At 44.7% G+C, this 24,412-nt stretch carries 22 protein-coding genes; 15 read left to right on the top strand and 7 right to left on the bottom strand.

Annotation, left to right across the window (positions count from 1 at the left end):
• Positions 1 to 47 precede the first annotated feature (47 nt).
• The 3 genes from NAF17_RS01750 (at position 48) to NAF17_RS01740 (ending at position 4,905) form a co-directional block, all read left to right on the top strand.
• Positions 48 to 1,130 (top strand): ABC transporter substrate-binding protein, encoded by a 1,083-nt coding sequence (locus tag NAF17_RS01750; RefSeq protein ID WP_252756256.1) that lies wholly within the window; start codon positions 48 to 50, stop codon positions 1,128 to 1,130.
• Positions 1,127 to 2,329 (top strand): RsmB/NOP family class I SAM-dependent RNA methyltransferase, encoded by a 1,203-nt coding sequence (locus tag NAF17_RS01745; protein ID WP_252756255.1) that lies wholly within the window; start codon positions 1,127 to 1,129, stop codon positions 2,327 to 2,329. The genes NAF17_RS01750 and NAF17_RS01745 overlap by 4 nt, the downstream gene beginning before the upstream one ends.
• Positions 2,330 to 2,508: 179 nt before the next feature.
• Complete coding sequence (locus NAF17_RS01740; RefSeq protein WP_252756254.1) at positions 2,509 to 4,905, top strand: ABC transporter permease; 2,397 nt, start codon at positions 2,509 to 2,511, stop codon at positions 4,903 to 4,905.
• A gap of 219 nt (positions 4,906 to 5,124) precedes the next feature.
• Here the strand turns inward: NAF17_RS01740 and NAF17_RS01735 are convergent, their stop codons facing one another.
• The 4 genes from NAF17_RS01735 to NAF17_RS01720 all read right to left on the bottom strand — a co-directional run bounded on the left by NAF17_RS01735 (position 5,125) and on the right by NAF17_RS01720 (position 9,127).
• Positions 5,125 to 5,694 (bottom strand): MarC family protein, encoded by a 570-nt coding sequence (locus NAF17_RS01735; RefSeq protein ID WP_252756253.1) that lies wholly within the window; start codon positions 5,692 to 5,694, stop codon positions 5,125 to 5,127.
• Positions 5,695 to 5,698: 4 nt separating this feature from the next.
• Complete coding sequence (locus NAF17_RS01730; protein ID WP_252756252.1) at positions 5,699 to 6,871, bottom strand: MFS transporter; 1,173 nt, start codon at positions 6,869 to 6,871, stop codon at positions 5,699 to 5,701.
• A gap of 72 nt (positions 6,872 to 6,943) precedes the next feature.
• Entirely contained in the window at positions 6,944 to 8,464 is a 1,521-nt protein-coding gene (locus NAF17_RS01725) for an amino acid permease (protein ID WP_252756251.1), read from the bottom strand.
• Between the two features lie 393 nt (positions 8,465 to 8,857).
• On the bottom strand, positions 8,858 to 9,127 hold the full coding sequence (locus NAF17_RS01720) for a hypothetical protein (RefSeq protein ID WP_252756250.1): 270 nt from the start codon (positions 9,125 to 9,127) through the stop codon (positions 8,858 to 8,860).
• Positions 9,128 to 9,201: 74 nt separating this feature from the next.
• On the opposite strand from NAF17_RS01720, the gene NAF17_RS01715 reads away from it, so the two are divergent.
• Positions 9,202 to 9,438: a putative signal transducing protein gene (locus NAF17_RS01715; protein WP_252756249.1), complete on the top strand. Its 237-nt coding sequence runs from the start codon at positions 9,202 to 9,204 to the stop codon at positions 9,436 to 9,438.
• Positions 9,439 to 9,628: 190 nt separating this feature from the next.
• Here NAF17_RS01715 and NAF17_RS01710 read toward each other — a convergent pair whose 3' ends face one another.
• Complete coding sequence (locus NAF17_RS01710) at positions 9,629 to 11,887, bottom strand: sodium-translocating pyrophosphatase (protein WP_252756248.1); 2,259 nt, start codon at positions 11,885 to 11,887, stop codon at positions 9,629 to 9,631.
• 147 nt (positions 11,888 to 12,034) lie between these two features.
• Here NAF17_RS01710 and NAF17_RS01705 point away from each other — a divergent pair, with 147 nt between their 5' ends.
• From NAF17_RS01705 to NAF17_RS01680, 6 genes are all read left to right on the top strand, one after another.
• Positions 12,035 to 13,486, top strand: a complete 1,452-nt coding sequence (locus NAF17_RS01705) for an APC family permease (RefSeq protein WP_252756247.1) — start codon at positions 12,035 to 12,037, stop codon at positions 13,484 to 13,486.
• A complete protein-coding gene (gene dacB, locus NAF17_RS01700; protein ID WP_252756246.1) occupies positions 13,458 to 14,873 on the top strand; it encodes a D-alanyl-D-alanine carboxypeptidase/D-alanyl-D-alanine endopeptidase in 1,416 nt (471 codons plus the stop codon). The genes NAF17_RS01705 and dacB overlap by 29 nt, the downstream gene beginning before the upstream one ends.
• Before the next feature lie 169 nt (positions 14,874 to 15,042).
• Entirely contained in the window at positions 15,043 to 15,897 is an 855-nt protein-coding gene (locus NAF17_RS01695; RefSeq protein WP_252756245.1) for a bifunctional helix-turn-helix domain-containing protein/methylated-DNA--[protein]-cysteine S-methyltransferase, read from the top strand.
• 2 nt (positions 15,898 to 15,899) lie between these two features.
• A complete protein-coding gene (locus NAF17_RS01690; protein WP_252756244.1) occupies positions 15,900 to 16,607 on the top strand; it encodes a 2OG-Fe(II) oxygenase in 708 nt (235 codons plus the stop codon).
• Positions 16,604 to 16,864 carry an Ada metal-binding domain-containing protein gene (locus NAF17_RS01685; RefSeq protein WP_252756243.1) on the top strand — a complete coding sequence of 87 codons (261 nt, stop codon included), beginning with the start codon at positions 16,604 to 16,606 and terminating at the stop codon, positions 16,862 to 16,864. The genes NAF17_RS01690 and NAF17_RS01685 overlap by 4 nt, the downstream gene beginning before the upstream one ends.
• A 128-nt stretch (positions 16,865 to 16,992) precedes the next feature.
• The gene (locus tag NAF17_RS01680; RefSeq protein ID WP_252756242.1) at positions 16,993 to 17,586 is read left to right on the top strand and encodes a tetratricopeptide repeat protein; all 594 of its coding nucleotides are present in this window, start codon (positions 16,993 to 16,995) and stop codon (positions 17,584 to 17,586) included.
• A gap of 3 nt (positions 17,587 to 17,589) precedes the next feature.
• On the opposite strand, the gene NAF17_RS01675 is transcribed toward NAF17_RS01680, so the two are convergent.
• Positions 17,590 to 18,546, bottom strand: a complete 957-nt coding sequence (locus tag NAF17_RS01675) for an MBL fold metallo-hydrolase (RefSeq protein WP_252756241.1) — start codon at positions 18,544 to 18,546, stop codon at positions 17,590 to 17,592.
• A 28-nt stretch (positions 18,547 to 18,574) separates the two neighbouring features.
• On the opposite strand from NAF17_RS01675, the gene NAF17_RS01670 reads away from it, so the two are divergent.
• A complete protein-coding gene (locus NAF17_RS01670; RefSeq protein ID WP_252756240.1) occupies positions 18,575 to 18,880 on the top strand; it encodes a hypothetical protein in 306 nt (101 codons plus the stop codon).
• Between the two features lies 1 nt (position 18,881).
• Here the strand turns inward: NAF17_RS01670 and NAF17_RS01665 are convergent, their stop codons facing one another.
• Positions 18,882 to 19,976, bottom strand: a complete 1,095-nt coding sequence (locus NAF17_RS01665; protein WP_252756239.1) for an AI-2E family transporter — start codon at positions 19,974 to 19,976, stop codon at positions 18,882 to 18,884.
• Between the two features lie 193 nt (positions 19,977 to 20,169).
• Between NAF17_RS01665 and NAF17_RS01660 the strand changes: the two genes are divergently transcribed.
• From NAF17_RS01660 to NAF17_RS01645, 4 genes are all read left to right on the top strand, one after another.
• Entirely contained in the window at positions 20,170 to 20,904 is a 735-nt protein-coding gene (locus NAF17_RS01660; protein ID WP_252756238.1) for a hypothetical protein, read from the top strand.
• A gap of 82 nt (positions 20,905 to 20,986) precedes the next feature.
• Positions 20,987 to 21,730, top strand: coding sequence for a 3-oxoacyl-[acyl-carrier-protein] reductase (gene fabG / locus NAF17_RS01655; protein ID WP_252756237.1), 744 nt, complete (start codon positions 20,987 to 20,989; stop codon positions 21,728 to 21,730).
• Positions 21,731 to 21,968: 238 nt separating this feature from the next.
• Positions 21,969 to 22,175, top strand: a complete 207-nt coding sequence (locus NAF17_RS01650; RefSeq protein WP_252756236.1) for a DUF3253 domain-containing protein — start codon at positions 21,969 to 21,971, stop codon at positions 22,173 to 22,175.
• Between the two features lie 85 nt (positions 22,176 to 22,260).
• Complete coding sequence (locus tag NAF17_RS01645) at positions 22,261 to 24,333, top strand: vWA domain-containing protein (protein ID WP_252756235.1); 2,073 nt, start codon at positions 22,261 to 22,263, stop codon at positions 24,331 to 24,333.
• The last annotated feature ends 79 nt before the right edge of the window (positions 24,334 to 24,412 follow it).

Here is a 24,412-nt window from a genome sequence, read left to right as displayed (position 1 = left end):
CTGAAAATCCAGTAATAAAAAAAAACAAATCTGCCGAAAAGCCTTCGGTGAAAACACCTGAGGCTAAGGCATCGGTTATATCGCTTATCCTTCCACTGGGTCTTGATCATGCCGTTGCGGGGCAAAGCTACACTGCTGCCAAACTTAAAACCGCGAACATGTCGGTTGAGTATTACCAGGGCTTTAAGCTGGCGCTGGATTCACTCACCTCCACAGGTAGCAATTACAAATTACAAATTTTTGATAGTAAGGACGATGCGGCGCAGTCGCACAGCCTTAGCCTAAATCCGCAGGTAAAAAACAGCGAGATCATTATCGGCCCTGTATTCCCTGACGATGTAAAGGCTTTTACAGCAATGCTTGCTTCAGCTCGCAAACCCATAATTTCGCCGTTGTCGCCTGCCGCACCCGCTATTTTTAGAAATCAGAATTTGGTTACTATGACGCCCCCTCTTGAATATCATGCTATGGGCGCGGCAACCTACATCGCCAAAAGCATTAAGCCCAAAAAAGTATTCATTTTAAACTCAGGCTTTAGCGATGAAAAGCTATATACCTCGCCGTTTAAACGCACTTTAGATAGCCTGAGCAAACGTAAGATTCAGGTGGTAAACATTACGGTTACACGCGGTAATTTAACCCCTTTGGTTGTACAGCTATCCGCAAAAGATCAAAACATTTTCTTGGTGTCATCAACAAAACAAGCCTTTTTGATGGTTACGTTGCGGTCGCTGGATACTTTATCTAAAAAGTTCCCTGTAACGCTGTTCGGTCACCCAAGCTGGGAAAAGTTCGCTTTCTTGAAAGCCGCGCTTTTACAACGGTTGAACACGCACATCACCTCCACCGATAAGGTTGATTACAAAAGCGCTGAAACAAACACCTTTTTACGCAGCTATCGCCGTACTTATCATACCGAACCTACCGATTTCGCCATTAAAGGCTTTGACCACGGCCTGTACTTTGGTAAATTATTGGCCGATGGTGAGGATATGAGCAAGGCCGAATTTGAAGATTATACCGGTTTGCACAACAGTTTCCATTTCATCAAAAAACCGGGGCTGGGCTGGATAAATACCCACGTGGATATTCTTAAATATCAAAATTTCGACCTAAAGAAAGTAGAATGAAAGCCATAAACCAGTTAAAGACGTTTCAGCGAATATTGGGCGAATACCCTGCAGATACGCCTTTAGGTAAGTTTTTACCCGGCTTTTATCGTCAAAATAAACAGATGGGATCTACCGACAGGCGCGTTGCCAGTAGGTTGATCTATAACTATTTCCGACTGGGGCGAGCCTTGCCTGCTGCACCTGTTGAAGACCGTTTGATGGTGGCCGAGTTTCTGTGCAACACGCAATCAAACTCGTTTTTGCAGCACTTTAAACCCGACTGGGCCGCCTGTGTAGGTTTTGGCATAGATGAAAAGATAAACCTTATCAAAACTACCTATCCCGATTTTAAACAGGAGGATGTATTCCCGTGGACAGCGCAGCTTTCGGCAGGAATTGACAAGGATGCCTTCCTGAAATCATTATTCATTCAGCCCGATCTGTTCATCCGCGTAGCTAGAGGTTACGAGGCTCAGGTAAAAGCCGAGCTGACTAAAGCAGGAGTTATCTTTAAAGATGAGGGCAACAACTGCCTCTCGCTGCCAAACGGAACGCGGCTGGAAACCATTTTCCCCAAACAGCACTGGTTTGAGGTGCAGGACCTATCGTCGCAACAAACTGCTAATTACTTTAAGCCCCAGAAATGGGATAGCTGGTGGGATGCCTGCGCGGCTTCCGGTGGTAAATCTTTACTATTGCATAGCCTCCAGCCTGATATTAAGCTGGTTGTATCTGATATCCGCGAGTCTATACTGTCTAACCTGGATGAACGTTTCCAAAATGCCGGTCTGCGCAAATACCAGAAAAAGGTAATGGATTTGACCGAGAATAACGAACAGCTTTTATATCAATACGAGTTTGATGGTATTATATTGGATGCCCCCTGCAGTGGCTCGGGCACCTGGGGCCGCACCCCCGAAATGATCAGCCAGTTCGAGATCCATAAAACCGACTTCTTTAAACGCCTGCAACAGGCCATAGTTACCAACGTTGCCAAGCATCTTAAGCCGGGCAAGCCGCTTATCTACATCACCTGCTCAGCCTTTAAAGCTGAGAATGAGGATGCTGTAACTTACATCACCAAACAACTTGGCTTACAGCTGGAAGAAATGAAAGTGCTAACCGGGTATGAAAATAAGGCTGATACCATGTTTGTGGCGAGGATGATAGCGAAGGAAGTAAAGCAAGGAAATAAGAAGCAAGAGGCAGAAGAATAAATCAACATGTTATTGCGAGCGATAGCGTGGCAATCTCAGCATATCCGCTTGTCCTCTACAATTGCCGCGTCGTTACGCTCCTCGCAATTGTAAGGTAATATTATCAAGGCGTTAAAAAGTGTTAATCTTTTCATTACTTGCGTATTAGCAGCTAAATTAGTTTAACAAACCCGTTACCTATGCTGCACAACTACTTTACTATTGCCTGGAGAAACATCTGGAAACACAAGCTTTTCTCGCTCATTAATATCTTCGGCCTATCTGTTGGGATAGCGTTTACTTTGTTGATAGCGGCCTATGTGTGGCACGAGGTTAACGTAAATACCGATCTTAAAAACGCTGATAACCAATACATTATTCAAAGCAAGTGGAAAGACCCTAACATGGGCTACGTGCTAACCGCGCTTGCTTCCATGCCCAAAGCTCTTAAAGAGGAATACCCCAACCTGGTGGCCAATTACTACCACTGGGATGGTGTAAGCTCAAACGTGTCTAAAGGTGATAAATATTTCCGCGAAAGCCTGCAGGTTGGGGACAGCACATTCCTGAATATGTACGGATTTAAGCTATTAAATGGCGACCAAAAAACGGCCTTGAATGACCCTTTTTCGACCGTGATAACGCAGGAAATGGCTATTAAATACTTCGGCAAAACGGATGTCGTAGGGCAGTCGCTAACCATCGAAAGTTTCACCGGTACGAAGCACGATTTTATGATCACCGGTGTTTTGGATAAACTAAAAAAGAACTCTGTCACCAATGTGATCGACGCCAGTAACAGTACCTTCTTCCTACCGTCGGCGGCGGCAAAATTCCTGGGCCGCAGTTTGGATGGCTGGAACAATACAGCAATAGTAGGCCTGATAGAATTAAAAGAAGGCATTAAACCCGAAGCATTAACCGGGCCGATGAAAAGCCTTATCAAACGGAATGCTCCACCGCAAATAGCGGAGAACCTAACGCCCTATATTGTCCCGCTTAAAACCTATTATTTAGAATCAGGCATCAAGAAAATGCTCTATACGCTATCGTCCATAGCGTTATTTATTCTGCTGATGGCGGTAATCAATTTTGTGAATATCTGCATCAGCCGCTCATCGCAACGAATGAAAGAAATGGGCATCCGCAAAGTATTGGGAGGGTTAAGGAAACAGCTTATCTGGCAGTTCCTCATCGAATCAGTATTAATGGTGCTCATAGCAACCCTAATATCATTAATGCTCTACGCACTTGCAAGGCCATTCTTTGCAGATCTGTTGGCTACCGACATCAGCGGCCTGTTCTCCTTCCCGCTTTACTTTTACGTATTGCCGGTGATACTGGCTTTGATGATCGGTCTATTAGCCGGGTTGTACCCCGCCTTGGTGTTATCAGCATTAAAATCTATCGACTCATTGAAAGGCAAACTGGACCGAGTAAAAGATAACGTGCTGTTCCGCAAATCGCTTATCGCGTTCCAATTTGGGACGGCTGCGGTGGTGTTGATCTGTGCTATTGTTATCTCCAAACAGATCAACCTGTTTTTTGGTAAAAGCCTGGGGTATGATAAAGATTATGTGGTATATGCCCAACTTCCGCGCGACTGGAGCAAACCCGGCGTACAGAAAATGGAGGACAAAAGGTACCGGCTGTCTCAATTGCCACAGGTAAGCTCAGTCGCATTATCATGGGCAATCCCCGATGGTAATAATGGTGGTAGCATGCAAACTTACAAAATGGCTGATAACCCAAGCCAAGCGTTCGCATCGCAGCTATTAACTGTAGATAACCAATACGCGGCAACTTACGGCATACCGCTAAAAGCCGGTGAATTTTTCAAACCACAGTATGCGCCCGGCGATTCGGCCGAGGTTGTGATCAACGAAAAGCAATTAAAAGCATTGGGCTTTAAAAAGGCCGAAGACGCTATAGGGCAACAGTTCCATGCGCAGGGGATGCCGCAGTTAACCATACGTGGGGTCGTGGCCGATTTTCAGTTCGGATCGATGCAAAGCCCGATAACGCCGGTAACATTTATCAATGTAAACTGGTCGCCGTTTTACAGGTACTTTTCTATCAAACTAAAACCGGGTAATATCGAAAGCAGCCTTGCTGCCCTGCAAAAGAAATGGGCCGAGGTGTTACCCGGTGCACCATTCGAATACGGTTTTATGGATGAGGCCATTGCCAAAATGTACAAAACCGAACTACAGCTAAAGAAAGCATCGTACCTGGCAACGGGTTTAGCGATCATTATAGTACTGCTTGGCGTGTTGGGATTGATCTCGCTCAGCATCCAGAAACGCACCAAAGAGATAGGCATCCGCAAGGTGCTGGGTTCATCTGTTAAGGATGTAATGCTGCTTTTCCTGAAAGATTTTTTGGGGACGGTAGTAATTGCCGGCCTTATCGCCTGCCCCATCGCCTACTGGATGATGAATAAATGGCTTAATAATTATGCCTGTAAGATCAGTTTAACCGTAGTGCCATTCGTGATTGCGGTATTTGCTTTGCTTGCGGTTACGGCAGTGCTCATTAGCTTGCAAACAATAAAAGCGGCATCTGCAAACCCGGTGAAGAGTTTGAGGACGGAATAGGAATTGAAGCAAGAAATTAAGAATCAGGAAACAAGACAAAAACAAACGTAAAAACCCGTCATTGCTGTAAGCATAGCATGACTATCCTCGACAGACCGATCTGCGGCGCTGTAAGTAGGGGATTGCTCCGTACCTTGCAATAACGCGCGGATAAAAATAACACCTTAGAAAATTCACTTTTTCTTGATTATTGGCTCTTAACTTCTTGATTATGATGGCCTACAACCCGCTATTACTCCTGAACAACTTTATCGCGATAGCTAACAAGATAACCCCGAATGCTTTACGCAGAATATGCAGGCCTGTTTTGCCGAACAGTTTCTCCAGCCACTTTACATTTTTGAGCACCAGGTAAACAAACAGGGTATTTAGGATGATACCTACGATGATATTTTGGGTTTGATATTGAGATTTTAAGGAAAGCAGAGTGGTCATGGTACCGGCGCCTGCTATGAGCGGGAAGGCCAGCGGAACGATGGATACCGCCTCAGGCATTTCTTCTTTAAAAAAGTTTACGCCTAATATCATTTCCAGCGCAATGATGAAGATCACGATGGAACCTGCTATCGCGAAGGAAGAGATATCCAGCCCGATCACCGCGAGCAGTTCATCTCCCGCAAATAAAAAACCTATCATCAATACCAGCACCGCTATACTTGCCTTTTCCGATTCGATATGCCCTGCCTTTTGGCGCAACTGAATAATTACCGGGATGGCGCCAAGGATATCGATAATGGCGAAAAGGATCATCGTTACGGATAATACCTCTTTAAATATAAGTGGATGCATAAGCTTAGGGTTGTTTTTCTTTTGTGATCAAACGAATACTAAACAAAAGTGCAATTAAAATATAGAAAGATGCTAAAAAGAATATACTGTGTATTGATATAACTGTGATAAACCCCGCCGTTATAGGCCCTAAGGTTTGCCCTATTGAAGCGTACGACTGATTGACACCCATTACCTTACCCCTCTCGTTGCCATTGTTACGGTCGGCTATAATAGCGTTTAGCATAGGGTTACGCAGGCCGTTGAACAAGCCGTAGATACCAATTGATACTGCGAAGAGTATGATGCCTGTTGCAAACCCTGCCAGGATCATCATCCCCAAACAAAACAGGGTGGAGATAAGCAAGATAATAGCCTGCGATGAGATCACTTTTTTTACCGCAGGCACCAGCATCTGCATCAATATCCCGCTGATGCCAAAGCCACCGTAGAACAAGCCTATCTGGGTAGGGTTCAGTTTCAGTTCGTCCACGCTAAAGGTTTGGAAACCTATCAGCATGGTAAACTGCGCCATCGTCAGTAAAAAACCGGTAAATATGGCTGTACCAACAACCGGCATTTTCAACACTGTATAAAGAGATACAAAACTAAACCTGTTCTTTTTAACAGGTGATTTGCCGGTCTTATTCTTGTTGGTTTCTTTCAGGAAAAACAGGGTAAGCAGCACGCCAAGGATAGCTATGCCCGCCGCGAAGTAAAATGGCACCTTCATCCCAAACTTACTCAGCAAGCCGCCTATAGCCGGCCCTATCACAAAACCAAACCCAAATGCCGAGCCGAGGATCCCGAAGTTTTTAGCACGTTCTTTTGGAGACGAAATATCTGATACCATGGCCTGAGCAACCGAGATATTACCGCCCGTTAACCCGTCCAATATCCGCGCAGCAAAAAGCATAATAATACTATTGGCCAACCCGAATATAACGAAGGACGCACATGTGCCTATTAAGCTAAAAACAAGCAAAGGCTTGCGGCCAAACCTATCAGACAATGACCCTAACACCGGCGTGGCGAAGAACTGGGCTATTGAGTAAGCCGCGGTTAGCAGGCCGATGGTATGTTCGGTAACACCAAACTTTTTACCGTATGGGTATAGCAGGGGTATAATAATACCAAACCCCATGGAGTTGATGATGGCAATAAACACAAGCACCCACAGTATCCGTTTGGTATTCATTGCTTACAAAAGGGTTTAAACCAAAAAAGGTTCTGCAATTGCAGAACCTTTTTAATATGGCAATAATTTAAATTACCTTTTTTCGAAATCTGATGCTGTAGGAAGCACGTCTGCTATGTTACCCAGTTTGCTGCGTTTGCGGCTGTAACCAAAGTAAATAACCAAACCGGCAAGCATCCAAACAAGCGCACTTACCTGTGTCTCGCCAGGTAAGCTTACGATCATACCGGCACAAACTATCACACCCAAAATAGGCACCAATGGCACTAAAGGTGTTTTAAACGGCCTTGGCAGATCGGGGTTGGTTTTACGTAATAACATTACGCCAACACATACCAATATAAAGGCAAACAGCGTACCGATAGATGTTAGATCGCCGGCAACACTACCCGGAATAAACGCCGCGAACAAGCCCACAAAAACAAACAGGATGATGTTACTTTTGTATGGAGTGCGAAATTTGGGGTGAAGATCTGAAAATACTTTTGGCAGCAAACCATCCATCGACATGGTGTAAAACACCCTCGACTGGCCCATTAGCATCACCAAAATAACGGATGAGAAACCTGCAAGGATAGCAACAGTTACCAAAGTAGATAACCATGCATAACCGTGCATGTAAGTGGTTATGGCGTAAGCTACAGAAGCCTCTTTACCAGATTTCATAAAATCCTGGTAAGGTGCAACACCAGTTAACACCCAAGAGAATAAGATATAAAGGATAGTACAAACCACTAACGAACCCAAGATACCAATAGGCATATCGCGTTTAGGGTTTTTTGCTTCCTGCGCTGCGGTAGATACGGCATCAAAACCAATAAAGGCAAAGAAAACCACACCGGCACCACTAATGATACCACCCCAGCCGTGATTAAAGAACGGCGCGTATGAGTACGTTTTGCCACTCGCCAATAAAACATCCGGCGCGTTAGCAGGGATCATGTATGGTGTATGATTAACCGGGTTAACATATTGCCAGCCTATAACGATGAATACCAATACGATAGCCACCTTAATGAAAACGATGATACCGTTTACGGTAGCAGATTCTTGCGTACCTTTTATTAATAGTAACGATAAAACCAACAGGATCAATAATGCGGGAAGGTTAGCGATACCATGTACCGATGCCCCGTTTACCATTACAGATTCTAACGGAGAGTGGCACCACTCGTAGGGTATGGCCCCGCCGAGGAGCTTATTGACGTACTCGCTCCAACTGATGGATACTGTAGCCGCGCCAAGCGCGTATTCTAATATTAATGCCCAACCAATAACCCAGGCAACAATTTCGCCCATGGTAGCATAAGCGTAAGTGTACGCGCTACCTGCAATAGGGATAATAGAAGCAAATTCTGCGTAGCAAAGGCCCGCGAAAGCACAACCAATAGCCGCAACTATAAATGATAACGTTACCGCCGGGCCCGCGTGCTCGCCTGCTGCAGCAGCCGTTCTTACGAACAAACCTGCACCAATAATAGCACCAATACCCAACGCAATAAGGTTGCCCGCCCCAAGCGTTCGCTTCAGGCTTCCTTCTGCATCTACAGAAGAGGTTAGCTGTTCAATAGATTTTTTTACAAATACCTTCATGTTTTAATTAAATAGATCAGTTATAATAGTCTTGAAATCAGTTTTCCCAAACGTACTTAAATTTATTGAAAAGTTAAAGGGCAGAATGTAACAAGGCTATAGCTGTTTTCCACAAAATTAAAGGTTGTGATAGCGAGTGGGTTGCTGTAAAATTTTGTTTAGATAATTTTCGGTGTTGAAAAAACTAAGAGGTTAGAAAACGAGCAAATTCATTCCGCTGTTGCAAGGAACGATACCAAAGTGAACAACCGACCGTAGGGAGCTCATTAATTCCATAAATAAAAATTAAAACATTAATAATCTCTTCAGGCAAGTCGAATATGCAAAGTGTCCAATTGTTCTAAAGCGATTGCTTCGTACCGCGCAACGACGCGTTGGGGTTTATCCCGGCTATCACCGCAAAATAAACCAGGGTGTCAATACCACGTTCATCAATATCATAGTTACGCCTAAAACCTTATTAAACTTCCCGCCTATTCTTATCAACACAACCCCAATCACTATCCCTCCTATCAGTAACATCGCCGCATCAAAATACATCAGGTAATCTGTAGTAGGTGGCTGGATGTCGAGCTTAAACAGGTCGAAGAGATCTGGCAGGTAAAGGTAAAGATGGTACAGGCAGAGGGTGTAGAGGATATAACGGACAATAGGTTTCTTCATTACCCCCAATATAAACCTTTTCTATTAACCAAATATTTTTTAGTTATATTGAATTACAACTAAAACCACAAATTATGGCTACCAATAATGATACGATGATGCAAGTTTACGCCGGGAGTTTTAACGACGCGTCACAAGTTCAATTTCTGCTCGAAAACGAGGGGATCGAATCTTTCATCGAAAATGGATTGATGGGAACTATTGCGCCCTGGCAAGTATCTGCAGGCGGGGTTGCCCCGGTAAAAGTAATGATATCTGATAAAGACATGGAAAAAGCTATTGTAATTTTAAAAAAATTTCAGAATCAATAGCACGACATCCGCCTGTTCAAGCGTCCACGCTTGAACAATTAAAAATGTAAGCGTCCACGCTTACGTCACAGCAACGCAAGCGTGGACGTTTACCACATATATACATTCAAACTTATACGCTTGAATGGGCGTACTACAAAAAAACCCTCCGATAACTCGAAGGGTTTTCCTATTATTTATCAAATCCAGATTAGATCTTTTTATCTACGTGGATCTGGTGTACATTCATCGATTGTACTTTCTCTTGTTTCTGCATCATTTTATTGGTGTTATCGGCAGTGTTTAAGTGCGGCGCAATAACCAACGAAACGATAGACATCAACTTGATGAGGATATTCATTGATGGGCCTGAGGTATCTTTGAACGGGTCACCAACGGTATCACCTGTTACTGATGCCTTATGCGGTTCAGATTTTTTGTAATAGATCTCGCCGTTTATCTCCACACCTTTTTCAAATGATTTTTTAGCGTTATCCCATGCACCACCTGCGTTGCTTTGGAAAATCCCCATTAATACCCCGGATACGGTAACTCCCGCTAATAAACCACCCAATACTTCGGGGCCGAAGGCGAAACCAATCACTATTGGTGTAATTAAAGCGATCAATCCCGGTGCAACCATCTCGCGGATAGATGCCTTGGTAGAGATTTCCACACATTTTTCGTACTCGGGGCGAGCCTTGTATTCCATAATGCCCGGAATTTCGCGGAACTGGCGGCGAACTTCTTCTACCATAGCCATTGCCGCGCGGCCTACCGCCGAGATACACAATGCCGAGAAGATGAACGGGATCATCCCGCCCACAAATAAACCTGCCAATACGTTGGCTTTATAAATATCGATATGCTCGATACCCGCAACACCCACAAACGCCGCGAATAAGGCCAGTGAGGTTAACGCCGCCGAAGCAATTGCAAAACCCTTACCGGTTGCGGCTGTAGTGTTACCTACGGCATCTAAATTATCTGTACGGCCACGCACCTCTTCAGGTAAGCGGCTCATCTCGGCAATACCACCCGCGTTATCCGCAATTGGGCCAAATGCGTCGATAGCTAATTGCATAGCTGTTGTCGCCATCATACCGGCAGCGGCGATAGCCACCCCGTATAAACCGGCGAAGAAGTATGAACCATAGATACCTGCGGCTAACACCAAAATAGGCAACACGGTAGATTCCATACCCACGGCTAAACCCGCGATAATATTAGTAGCATGCCCTGTTGATGATTGCCTGATGATGCTCATCACCGGGCGTTTGCCCATAGCGGTATAATATTCAGTAATGATAGACATCAGCGTACCTACCACTAAACCTACCAGGATAGAACCAAATACACCGTTTTTAGTGAATGGAATAATCCCTGGTTTAGTAACACCAGCTGAAACTTCGTCACGCACCATATGGAATGTACCTTCTGGCAGCATCCATTGCACCACAAAATAAGTAGCGACAGCGGTAAGTAAAATCGAAGCCCAGTTACCAATATTTAAAGCGGTTTGTACACTATCAGTTTCTTTTTTGATCTTTACTAAAGATGCGCCTACGATAGAAAAGATAAGCCCTAATCCGGCAATTACCATTGGAAGTAAAATTGGCCCAATACCACCGAAATGGTCATTCACTGCACCCCCATTTACGCCCACCATCTCGCGGCCCAATACCATGGTAGCCAACATTGTAGCCACGTATGAACCGAACAAGTCGGCGCCCATACCGGCAACATCACCTACGTTATCGCCCACATTATCTGCAATGGTTGCAGGGTTACGCACGTCATCCTCAGGGATGCCCGCTTCAACTTTACCTACAAGATCTGCACCTACGTCGGCAGCTTTGGTATAAATACCACCGCCAACACGCGCGAAAAGCGCGATAGACTCGGCACCTAACGAAAAGCCTGCCAATACATCAAGCGCTTTGGCCATAGCCTCACCATTAACGCTTTCGCCTTTACTGGTAACATACATGGTATAAAACACGATGAATAACGAGCCTAAGCCAATAATAGCCAAACCCGCCACGCCCAAGCCCATAACGGTACCGCCTGTAAACGAAACTTTTAATGCTTGCGCCAGGCTTGTTTTAGCCGCCTGTGTAGTGCGCACGTTTGATTTTGTAGCGATGCGCATCCCCAAATAACCTGCAAAAGCAGACAGGAAAGCGCCGATAATAAATGATACCGCGATAACCGGGCTTGATTTGTCACCCACTGTTGTACCGCTCCAGGCAAGTAGTAAACCCGCAACAACAACAAAATAGCCTAATACTTTCCATTCCGCGCGTAAAAAGGCCATTGCCCCATCAGCAATATAGCCAGCAAGCTGGTTCATAGAGGCATCGCCTGTTTCCTGTTTGGTTACCCATGCAGATTTTATCGCCATCACGATGATACCTACGAGGCCGAAAACAGGAATCAAATAAATTAAGTAAGTGTTCAAAAGATCCATATTGTATAATTAGTTTATAAGTGTGCTATATACTTTGCGCAACGCGCTGTTTATAATTTGGTTGCCGCAAAATAGTAAATTAATTTCTTTACAATAGCCTGTCAATTTAAAGTTTTTGAATAGTTTAGTACTTTAAACTAAACCCTAATGTCAAACGAGACTACCCAGCCCAAGTTAAAACATGAATTAGGCCTGCTTGACGGCACCATGCTGGTAGCGGGTTCCATGATAGGTTCTGGTATATTTATTGTAAGTGCAGATATTACCCGCAACGTAGGCTCGGCCGGCTGGCTGATAGCCGTTTGGTTGATCACCGGTTTCATGACGCTTACCGCAGCTCTAAGCTACGGCGAACTAAGCGCCATGTTCCCCAAAGCAGGTGGCCAGTACATTTACCTTAAAGAATCATACAATAAACTCATAGCTTTTTTATACGGCTGGAGTTTTTTCGCGGTGATCCAAACCGGGACGATAGCTGCTGTGGGTGTGGCATTTTCTAAATTCACCGCTTACATAATGCCAGCCTCTTTAAAATATCTGGTAAGTGAGGATTACATTGTGCTAAACGGCGGCTTTTTTAAAATAAGTTCAGCTCAATTAGTATCGATCGTTTTAATCGTATTCCTCACTTATATCAATACAAAAGGTGTTAAGGGCGGTAAGATTATCCAAACTACTTTTACCCTTACCAAACTCTTAAGCTTATTCGGGTTGATCATTTTTGGTTTTATCGCCTTTAAAAGCGAGATCTGGACAGCCAACTGGACCAACGCCTGGGATATGCACAAACTGGCTAAAGATGGCACAACTACCGACTATACCATGAGTGCCGCTTTGGGTGCTATCGCCATAGCCATGGTAGGTTCTATCTTCAGCAGCGATGCCTGGAATAACGTAACCTTTATAGCCGGCGAAATGAAGAACCCTAAACGCGATGTAGCGCTGAGCCTGTTCTTCGGCACCATGATCGTGACTATCATTTACGTATCTGCTAACGTAGTTTACACCGGCGTACTTTCCCTGCATGATATTGTTAATGCCGATAAAGACCGTGTAGCAGTTGCAGCTTCTTACGTGATTTTCGGCAGTAAAGGCGCACTGGTTATTGCGGTGATGATCATGATCTCTACCTTTGGTTGTAATAATGGTTTGATCCTTGCGGGGTCACGTGTATATTATTCCATGGCTAAAGACGGCTTGTTCTTTAAAAGGACGGGCACACTTAATAAAAATGACGTACCCGAGTTTGGTTTATGGATCCAGGCGGTAGTGGCTTCGATACTTTGCCTTAGCGGTAAATACGGCGACTTGTTGGATATGATCTCTTTCGTGGTAGTGCTATTCTATGTGCTTACTATTTTCGGGATCTTCATCCTCCGCAAAAAAATGCCTGATGCCGAAAGACCTTACAAAGCTTTCGGTTACCCCGTGCTACCTGCCATTTACATTATAATGGGACTGGCATTTTGTACGTTATTAATTATTTACAAGCCAGAGTTTACCTGGCCGGGATTGATCATCGTACTGATAGGCATCCCTATTTATTATATATCACAACGCAACGTTACTAATGAGGATAAAACGGACGTGGTTAGTTAGTTTTTTATTTATAGCCAATATTGCAGGTGCGCAAACCCTGCAGCAAAATATACAAAAAGCGTTTACCCGTTTACAACAGGATAGCCAGTGCCGTTATGCATCGGTATCGTTAACGGTGCTTGATGCCAAAACCGGCGAAGTGGTGTTTGCCGCCAATCCGGATATGGGCTTGGCGCCCGGCTCTACCTTAAAAACGGTTACCAGTATCACCGCGTTTAATGTTTTGGGGAAGGATTTTCAATACCAAACCCAATTAGGCTATACAGGCACTATCAGTGCCGATGGTACTCTTACCGGCGATATAATCATCAAAGGCGGCGGCGACCCTACCCTGGGTAGCTGGCGCTGGGCTACTACCCGCGAGGGTGTGGTTTTAAATACCATGGTTACCGCGCTTAAAAAAGCAGGTATCAAAAAAATTAACGGAAGAGTTATTGGTGATAACGGCGCGTTCAAAAGCCAGTCGATACCGGATGGATGGATCTGGCAGGATTTGGGCACCTATTACGGCGGGGGCATAGCCGGGCTTTGCTGGCGCGAAAATCAGTTTGATATTTTACTGCGCACGGGCGCTTTGGGCAATACCATAGGCATAGCCGGCACCAACCCCGAAACCAATTACCTGCAATATAAAAGCGAACTAACTAACGGCGCCGCCAAAACCGGCGACCTGGCCTACCCCTACCTGCCCGCATACGGCAGCAAAGTGATGTATGTCCGTGGTACTTATGCCATAGACCAAACCAAGAAACGCATTGGAGCCGCCATCCCCGACCCTGCTTATGATGCAGCCCTGCGACTGAGTGATACACTTAAACGTATCGGCATCGCTATTAGCGCTGAGCCAACCTCATCGGTAATGCTGGCAGATAAAGGCCAAACCGTTGCAACCGCTACAAAAAGTATTACCACCATTCTATCGCCCGAATTAAGTAAGATAGTTTACTGGCTTAACCAAAAAAGCGTAAACCTGTATGCCGAGCAATTACTGGCAACTATCGCCTCCAAAGTGGGCAAAGGGGTATCTACCAATGATGGTGTAGATGCCATGAAAGATTTTTGGCAGCAAAAAGGCATTGATAAACGCTCCATGAACATCTTTGATGGCAGCGGCCTTTCTCCCGAGGATAGGATAACGACTTCTACCGTGGCGCACATCCTGCAATCGGCACGGGCAGCCGCCTGGTTTAACGACTTTTACGAAAGCCTGCCCGTGTATAACGATATGAAGATGAAAAGCGGCAGCATCAACAGCGTACAAGCATACGCCGGTTTTCAAACGCATGAGGGCCGCCAGCTTTGTTTTTCTATAATGGTTAACAACTACTACGGCCCGGGCAGCGGGATACGGGAGAAGATGTTTAGGGTTTTGAATGAGTTGAAGTGAGGGAATAGATTCAAGATATAATAATCAAGAGACAAGACAAGCTCATGAAAAATCATCATTGCGAAGTACTAAGCAATGACGGGTTTGTTTGTTACCCGCATAACTCCGCAAGTTTCGGGTTTTAATGCCTATGCCACCACGGTACTTTTGTGTTATAAATAATTCGATCATGGAAACACAAAACAACATTAATTACGAGCGTATTGCCGAGGCGATAGATTACATAAAGCTAAACTTTAAAGCCCAGCCCAACCTTGACGAAGTTGCCGAAAAGGTAAACCTTAGCCCTTTCCACTTCCAGCGGATGTTTACGGATTGGGCGGGCATCAGCCCCAAGAAATTCCTGCAATATCTGAGTTTAGATTACGCCAAAGGGATTCTCAAAGAACAACAAGCCACCCTGTTTGATGCCGCGTTCGAAACCGGCCTATCCGGCACAGGCCGCCTGCACGACCTGTTCGTTAACATCGAGGGGATGACGCCTGCCGAGTATAAAAACGGTGGCAAGGCTCTATCAATCAACTTCAGCTATGCCGAAACGCCATTTGGTAATATCCTGGTGGCATCAACCCCAAAAGGATTATGTTATATGGCTTTTGCAGATGATAAGGAAGAAGCCTTTAACGAATTGTACGCGCAATTCCCAAACGCAAGTTACTACCAGGTGGTAGACATCGCGCAGCAAAACGCTTTGTTCATATTTAAAAAAGACTGGTCGCAGCTACCAAACATCAAACTTCACTTAAAGGGTACAGACTTTCAGTTAAAAGTTTGGGAAGCATTACTGAAGATCCCGATGGGCGGATTGAACACTTATTCAACTGTGGCGAATACGGTGAAGATGCCTACGGCAAGCAGGGCTGTTGGGACTGCTATTGGGGCTAATCCGGTCGCGTTTTTGATCCCTTGCCATAGGGTTATAAAATCTACAGGTGAGTTTGGACATTACCACTGGGGCAGTACCCGTAAAACAGCCATGATAGGTTGGGAAGCGGCACAACACGACTTAAAAACGGCCATATAAATATGGAATTACAGGAAAGAATTTCGCAAGTAAATTGGGTGGAGGTAGCCGAAAGCATGCACGCCAAAGGTTATGCTCCCTTCCCCAATATTTTATCGGCAGATGATTGTGATGAGTTGGTAGACCACTATGCAGACGAAACCGGTTACCGCAAAACCATCGTAATGGAGCATCATGGCTACGGCTTGGGGCAATACAAATATTACAGCTACCCGTTGCCGGGCATGGTGCAACAATTGCGGGATGCCGTATACCCAAACATTGCACCCATAGCCAATAAATGGATGGATGTGCTGGGCATTGACAAGCAGTTCCCTGCCACATTGAACGAGTTGACAGACCTCTGTCACAAACACGGCCAACTGCGCCCTACCCCACTAATATTAAAGTACAACAAGGGCGGCTACAACGCTATGCACCAAGACCTTTACGGCGAAGTGTACTTCCCAATGCAACTGGTGGTGTGCCTGAGCGAACCGGGTGAGGATTTTGAGGGTGGCGAATTTGTACTGGTAGAACAACGGCCAAGGATGCAATCGAAGGCCATAGTACTAAACCCAAAGAAAGGCGACGTGCTGCTTTTTACCACTAACTTTAGGCCGGTAATGGGCACCAGGGGTTACTACCGCGTAAATATGAAACACGGTGTAAGCGAAGTAACCCTGGGCGGCAGGCACACGCTGGGGATCATCTTCCATGATGCTACATGATAAGGCACGTTGAACTGGGCGATAGTGCTTTCACCAGGGCCAAAGCGCTGAAGCGGTTGATAGATAAGGGTAAAATATTGATTGGGGGCAATCGCAGATTAAAAATTTACGGTAAATTGAGTTGTGGTTCGGGCAAAAGAATGAAACCAGATAACCGGGTTTTCTTTACGGATGAACAAGAAGCTAAAGCAAACGATTTCCGCCCCTGCGGACATTGCTTGAGGGAGGCGTATCAAAAATGGAAGGCACTAAACTAATGTGGTTTAAACTGGTCATAAGAATAATAATATCGAACATTGAATGTTGAATGATGAAGTGTAAATTATTTACCTTTAGTTTATTATTCTTAATTCATAATTCGATATTAGCTATTACAGAACCGCTTATGTTTAAGAAACTCATTATCCTGTTGTTCATATTATTTGCCGCTGCTACCACCCATGCGCAAACCGCTGATGAGATATATAATAAATACCTCGATTTTAATCTGAAACGACTTCAGGGCGAAGGTGATGCGCTAACACTTGGACAAGATATTATCCCCAATGCCGATAAGCTTAAGGAAAGCATGCGCAACAGTTTTTATTATTCGATAGCCAATTTGTTTGAAAACGACGGCCAATCGGTAAAGGCAATTGAGTATTACGAAAAAGTAGCTGTAGCAGTGCCTAACTATTACGTAGCCCATAGGGCGCTTGGGTATCTTTATCTTAAAGACGTTACCGCTATAAGCGAAAAACTGAACGCCGCAAAAAGCGACATCAACGAGAATAAACGTCTTACCGCTTTATACATCGCGGCAACAAAAAAAGCCCTGCCCCAATTGGAAAAAGCCCAGTCCTGCGACCCAAGCGACGAGACCCTTGCAACTATAAAAATGCTTTATAAAAACATGAAAGATACACAAGGCGCGGCAACGCTTGATGCCCGCTTAAAAGCTATGTCTAAAAACTGTATCGATCTGTTAGATGATAAGTAACCCCTAAAATTCCAGCGCCTTGCCCTGCTGAGGGTAAATTAAATTCAACTGCATTTTGTTGCCGGCTTTAAGCTCCGCTTTTATTTGGGTGATGTTTTTATAAGGCGGCTTTAGGTGAGTAACCACAACGTTAAACCCTTTTAAGGATGTATTGCTAAGCTTACTAAGCTCGCCCATTTCGTTCATTAGCAAACGCGGGGTAAGGTGGCCAAACAGGCTTTTTTCGGGTTGTTCACCAGGGAATGACACCTCTATCATAATGGCCTTTAGCTTTTTAGCTTTTACCAGGGGCGCTATGGCAACCCACAGGTTGTGCAAGTTTTGGCTTTTCTCAATTTCATCGGCACCCGTATCACCCAGGTATAACACATAGCTATCATTACTCCTTACTAAAAACGCGGTACTGGTTAAGTTGGAATGTGCCAGCGGGAACACCTGCACCTGCAGGTTTGTATTTTCAATAGCCGTTTCAATGCCCGGTTCTAAGGGTTTGTAATGATATTTTTTGAGTAGCGGCGCGCCGCCATCATCGGCAAAGTTAGCCCAGCTTTTCCAGGTAAAATAATGGGTTTTAATGGTTTCCAGCGTACTTTTTAATCCGTAGATGTTTTTTGTACTATCATCCGGCGCGTTCATAACCATCCCCGCCAAATGATCTAAATGCGCATGGGAAATGAAATAACCTTTAATATATTTCCGTAATACATCCGCGGCAGGCACAGTAAAAGTTTTGTACGCTTGTGCTTTGGCAATACCCGCAAGAATTGTCCCGGCATCTAAACAGATGTAATTATTAGTGCCTTTGGCCGCCAGCATATATGCCGATAGGTTACTTTCATCGGCACCGCCTAAAACACCCAAAGGCACAATGCGGAACGAAGTGGCCGGCTTAACCTGCGCAAAAGCAAACACAGGCAATAGTAAAAATATAAGGAAGGATAGTTTACGATGATATTTCATTACGCCAAATTTACTAATTTGGCCGCGAATGAAAACAAGCCAGATAGCCGCTAAAGTTGTAACCCGATTATTTTTCTTTTTATTGCTGATAGCGATAGTGCCATTCTTGCAGGGCGATACTGCTAAGCTACAGCACATTTACTTGTCGCCAAAAAATCCGTGGACTTTAGTATTTCCTATTCTGCTGATATTGGGGTTCATAGCCTTGCTTGTCATCTGCTCCATCAAAAAATTCAGCAAAAACGACTTGAACTGGCTATTGGTATTGAACACTATTATGCTGATGGCTTATGGTATCACCATCTACATCAGCATTTATAAACTCATCGGCTAAGCTACTCTGTTTTCATTTCCTTCTCTGCCGACTCCTTGTACTCATAGTTTCCGCCCAGCAGGTAACCCCATGGTTTAAGGCTTGCTACCCTATCGAATACTATCTTAAAAATGGCTATGACCGGGATTGACAGGAACATGCCCGATAATCCCCACATCATTTCGCCAATAATAATACCAACAAATGATATCAACGCGTTAAGCCTAACCTTTGAGCCCACAACCGCAGGCAGTAAAAAGTTAGCATCAACAAGGTGGATACCCACTACACTACCTGCAACAAAGAGTGTTTGACTAATGGTGCCGGTGGCAAATGTTACAATGGTGCTTAGTAATAATGCACTAAATATTCCTATGTACGGGATAATGTTAAACACCCCTACAATAATGCCCAGTAAGGCCGCGTATTTTATGCCGAGGATATAAAACACGGTAATAGCCATGCCAGATACGATCACCATTTCTATCAGCAAGCCAAAAATGTACTGGCGCAATATTTTTTGAACGTTCTCTACAATATCAACCACCACCTCTTTATGGTCGTCGCTAAATACCCAGGTAATAAAGCGGAACAGCAAGCGCCTGTAAAAAAGGATGAAGAAAGTAAAGATCAATATAAATACATAGAACAATAACAGCGATGATACCGCACCGAATGTGGTACCCAATACCGCCGTGCCCGATGCCATAATTTTATCGGCAGTGCTATTTACGTATGTTATTTGTTTATGCGCGTTAATATGGAAGGTATCCTGCACCCAAACCTGCAGGTTAGCTATTGATTCTTTTACCTGCGTTTGCAGCATAGGCCAGTCGTTGGCTATGTTTGATATTTGCGACCCTATCAGGTATAAGATACTTCCAACAAAGGTAATTAATAACAGTATGGATATAAAAGATGACGCGCTGCGTGGCAAACGCAGTTTCTTTTCCAGCAGGTTTGATACCGGCAGCAGCAGCACCGCAAACAGGAAGCCAAACATCATAGGGTCCAGTATCTCTTTACCGGCAACAACAATATATCCTAAAATGCAAACGCCGATGAGAACAAAGGCAAGGCGTTCGTAAAAGGGGGCAATTAATTTTTTTGTGGGCATGAAGGGATATTTTACTTGTAGTGGTGAACGTACTAAGGATTTATATGTTTGATATGATTATATAAATGTGCAATTAATTTAGTTCTTATTTGCCTGGGATAGAGGTTTAACGAATGAAAAAATCGAAACTTTTTTCCGTTCAGGTAAAATATTTCTGTTATTTTAGAGGCCTTAACCAGCCTTATCTAACACAATGTACATCCCCATATCAAAAACATCCGCCCGCCGGATAGCAGTTGCCTTTTCTTTTTTATTCATCACCTTTTGTTTTACAGCTAACGCGCAACGCCGCACACAGGGCATCAATGGCGATGGCGATATGCTTGGCGGCAGCAGCTACAATAGCGGCGGCTATGTAATGCAGGATGGCTGGATGATGGCCATTAGTGGCGGTTACGAGTCGCCGCAGGGCGACTTGAAGGAGATTTATAAGGGTGCCAAAGTATTTGGAGCGTCTGTAAGGCGGAGAATGGGCAGTGTGGTATATTCGGCCACGCTTGATTACCGCTCTTTCAAACCCAAACAAAGCAGCTTTACCTATACCGAGGACGGCGTAAGCACTTACACTGCTACCTACAGCAATTACAGCGGACTGGGTGTTTATTTGGGAACAGCCTACGAACTGCCCATCAGCGGTTTGGTAAGTATATATGGCGGCGCAAACGCGGGATTTGTATTTACCAAATTTGAAATGACAGCCGGCAACGGCACAACGACCTCCCTCTCCGCATCGGCCAGCCAAAAAGAAACTTATATCGCCCCTAAAGCGGGGTTCAACATCTCATTAAGTGAAAATATAAGCTTGGGTATCGAAGCAAAATATAGCTTGGGTACTGTAGGTGCTAACTATAACTCACGGGATGGTGGTTCCGTTACGCCAGGCTTCCACACCTTTGCTACAAATGCTTTTTTGATCATTCAGTTTTAGTTAATGCAATTGAAAAAAACACCGCTTTTGCGCTTATTCAAAATTTATTACCTTCACCCACTCGAAAAACTCATACTTAATTATGAAACTACTTGAAGGAAAAACGGCACTTATTACAGGTGCATCAAAAGGTATAGGCCGCAAAATAGCAGAGAAATTTGCCGAGCACGGCGCTAATGTTGCCTTTACATATTTATCATCGGTTGAAAAAGGCCAGGCGCTTGAGCAGGAATTGCAGGGCGCAGGCACACAGGTAAAAGGTTACCGCAGTGATGCCTCTAAATTTGACGAAGCCGAAAAACTGATCAACGATATTGTGGCCGATTTTGGCGCTTTAGATATTGTGGTGAACAACGCCGGCATCACCAAAGATGGCCTGCTGATGCGCATGACCGAAGAACAATGGGACGATGTGCTGAATGTTAACCTGAAATCGATTTTCAACGTTACCAAGGCGGCATCAAAAATTATGATGAAAGCCCGTAAGGGCGTTTTTATTAACATGAGCTCGGTTGTGGGCATCCAGGGGAACGCGGGGCAGTCGAATTATGCCGCTTCAAAGGCGGGTATTATCGGTTTTTCCAAATCGGTTGCTAAAGAATTAGGTTCGCGTAACATCCGTACAAACGTGGTTGCCCCGGGCTTTATCCGCACCGAGATGACGGACGTTTTAGACCCTAAAGTGGTCGAAGGATGGGCGGCAGCTATCCCTTTAAAACGTGCCGGCGAACCGGAAGATGTGGCTAATACCTGCGTTTTCCTGGCATCAGACCTGGCAGCATACATCACCGGGCAGGTAATTTCTGTCGATGGTGGGATGTCGTAGTAAGTAAAAAGTAAAAAGTAAAAAACTGATACCTTGTGGTGGTAGTGTTTTGTCAGTAGATTAAAATGCAAGATATTGATTATTAGATTATTGTAAAAAACCACCTGTGTTCACAATCGTGAACGTGAACATTTGACCAACTAAAAGCATCATAAATTAACAAAAGCGGCAAGCATAAACTTGTCGCTTTTGTTATAAAAGAATGGCCAATAACTCCATCACCTAAACCATCCTAACCATGGCCACCGAACGCGGGCCGGATAAAACCGTTTGCCCGAGTGAGGTAGCGCGGGCATTATTCCCAACCAACTGGCGCAAGCACGTGCAGGAAGTTAGGGATGCGGCAATTGAATTGCAAAAAGACGGCAAGGTTACTATCACACAAAAAGGCAAGCCGGTAGATGTCAGACATATTAAAGGGCCTGTCCGCATAAAAATTAATTAAACCGTTCCACAATAATTTCGCATTTTGCGGGTATGGATGTTATGCGCTTTAACACAAGTTTCACAACTCATCGGGCTATAAACTAATGTCGTTAACCTGGGGAACGGTTTCGGTATGGTGGGTACCTGCCTGCATTGTTTTGGGTTTCCTTTATGCCTGGTTCATGTACCGCAAACCTGTGCAGTTGGTAAAGGGCATGCGCTATACTTTGTTCGCATTTAGGGCATTGGTGGTGAGTTTTTTAGCACTATTGCTGGTTTCTCCATTGGTGCGTTCTACCAGTTACCTGCCGCAAAAACCGGTGGTACTGATCGCGCAGGATAATTCAGAATCGATAAAGTTTTTTTCAAAATCGAAGGACCTGGGGTTGTCGGTTAATGGATTAGCCAGACTTAAAGCTGAACTTGGAAACGATTATGAAGTACATGATTTCGCCTTTGACAAGGATTTACATGACGGTTTAACACGTACCTTCCAAGGTAAACAAACCGATATCTCCGCTGCCCTACAGCAACTGAACGAACGTTTTGTGAACCGCAACATCGGCGCATTGGTGCTGGCTACCGATGGCTTGTACAACCTTGGCACCGACCCAACCTACGAAGCCAGAAACATTAAAACCAGCATTTACACCATTGCCCTTGGCGATACCATTCCCCGCCGGGATCTGCTTATCAGCAATGTAAACTATAATAAAACCGCTTTCCTGGGGAATGATTTTGAGGTGGAGATCCTGGCGGAAGCCTACCAAAGCGCCGGCGAACATATGAGGCTAAGCATCACGCAGGATGGCCGGCAGGTATATGCTCAAAATATTGCTATTACATCGGCGGCGTTTAAAAAGATTATCCCCGTGAAGTTGAATGCTGATAAAAAAGGCATCCGCAAGTTTACCATCAACCTTGCCCCGGTAAAAAATGAATTATCGGTACAAAACAATACCGAAACCATTTATATTGATGTGCTGGATGCCCGCCAAAAGATCCTGCTCCTGTACGATGGGCCACACCCCGACCTGGCCGTTATTAAACAAGGCATCGAAAGTAATAAAAACTTCGAAGTAAAAACGAGTTTACTAAGCGATATAGCTTCCGTTAAACCGGGCGATTATAGCATGGCTATCCTGTACCAACTATCGGCCGGTAGTTATAGCAAACTGCAATACTTATTACAAAGCAAAACACCGCTTTGGCACATCGCGGGTACGCAAACCAACTTGTCGGCAGTTAACGCGGCGCAAAAGGCGGTTAAAGTAACCTCTAATAGCCAGGAAGTGCAGGAAACCTTCGCGCAGCCGGTCAGTTCGTTTTCGGCGTTTACATTGACAGATTCAACCCTAAATAAACTGAGTAAGCTACCGCCATTGTTGGCTGCTTTTGGCAATTATGAGGTATTGGGAACGGCGTCGGTATTGCTAAAACAAAAAATTGGAAGTGTAGAAACGCCATACCCCCTATTAGCTTTTAATGACGAGGGCGGCCGCAAATCTGCCGTGCTTACCGGCGAAGGCATCTGGCGTTGGCAACTTGCCGAATACCGCGAGTTTGGTAACCACCATGCAGTAGAAGAACTGCTAAGCCAAACCGTACAGTACCTAACCGCCAACACAAACCGCCAGCGTTTTAGGGTTTACGCATCCAAAAATGTTTTTGACGAGGGCGAGAATGTGTTGCTAAACGCCGAGTTATATAACGACGCGCTGGAACTCATTAACACGCCGGATGTGAAGATCAATTTAAAAAGCCAGTCGGGTAAAAACTACAGCTTTTTGTTCACACGCAGCGGGCAAAGTTACCAGCTAAATGCAGGCACCCTACCGATTGGCGAATACACTTACACCGCCACTACAAGCAACGGCAAGAAGGCATTTACCGCTAACGGGCAGATCACCGTAAAGCAACTAAATTTAGAGACCCGCCAAAGCACGGCTAACCATCAATTGCTGCGTAATATGGCGGCACAATCGGGCGGACAAATGCTGTTGCCATCGCAGATCAGTAAACTTGCCGACCTGATCCGCAAAAACGAAAACATCAAAACTGTTGTTTATGAAGACAAGCGCTATAGCGATCTGATAGATGTAGAATGGTTTTTTGTACTAATACTATTGCTGCTTAGCGCCGAATGGTTTTTGAGGAAGAGAGAGGGAGAGATTTAGAACCCCGATAGGTATCAGGAGGAGATTTGTTAATTAAAATTTAGTTCTTTCTGTTCATTACTGTTGGCTAAAGCCAACG

The sequence above is a fragment of the Mucilaginibacter aurantiaciroseus genome (assembly GCF_024055595.1).
Classification (GTDB): Bacteria; Bacteroidota; Bacteroidia; order Sphingobacteriales; family Sphingobacteriaceae; genus Mucilaginibacter; species Mucilaginibacter aurantiaciroseus.
The sequence above is the reverse complement of the archived record's forward strand: the minus strand, read 5'-3'. Positions and strand labels throughout refer to the sequence as shown.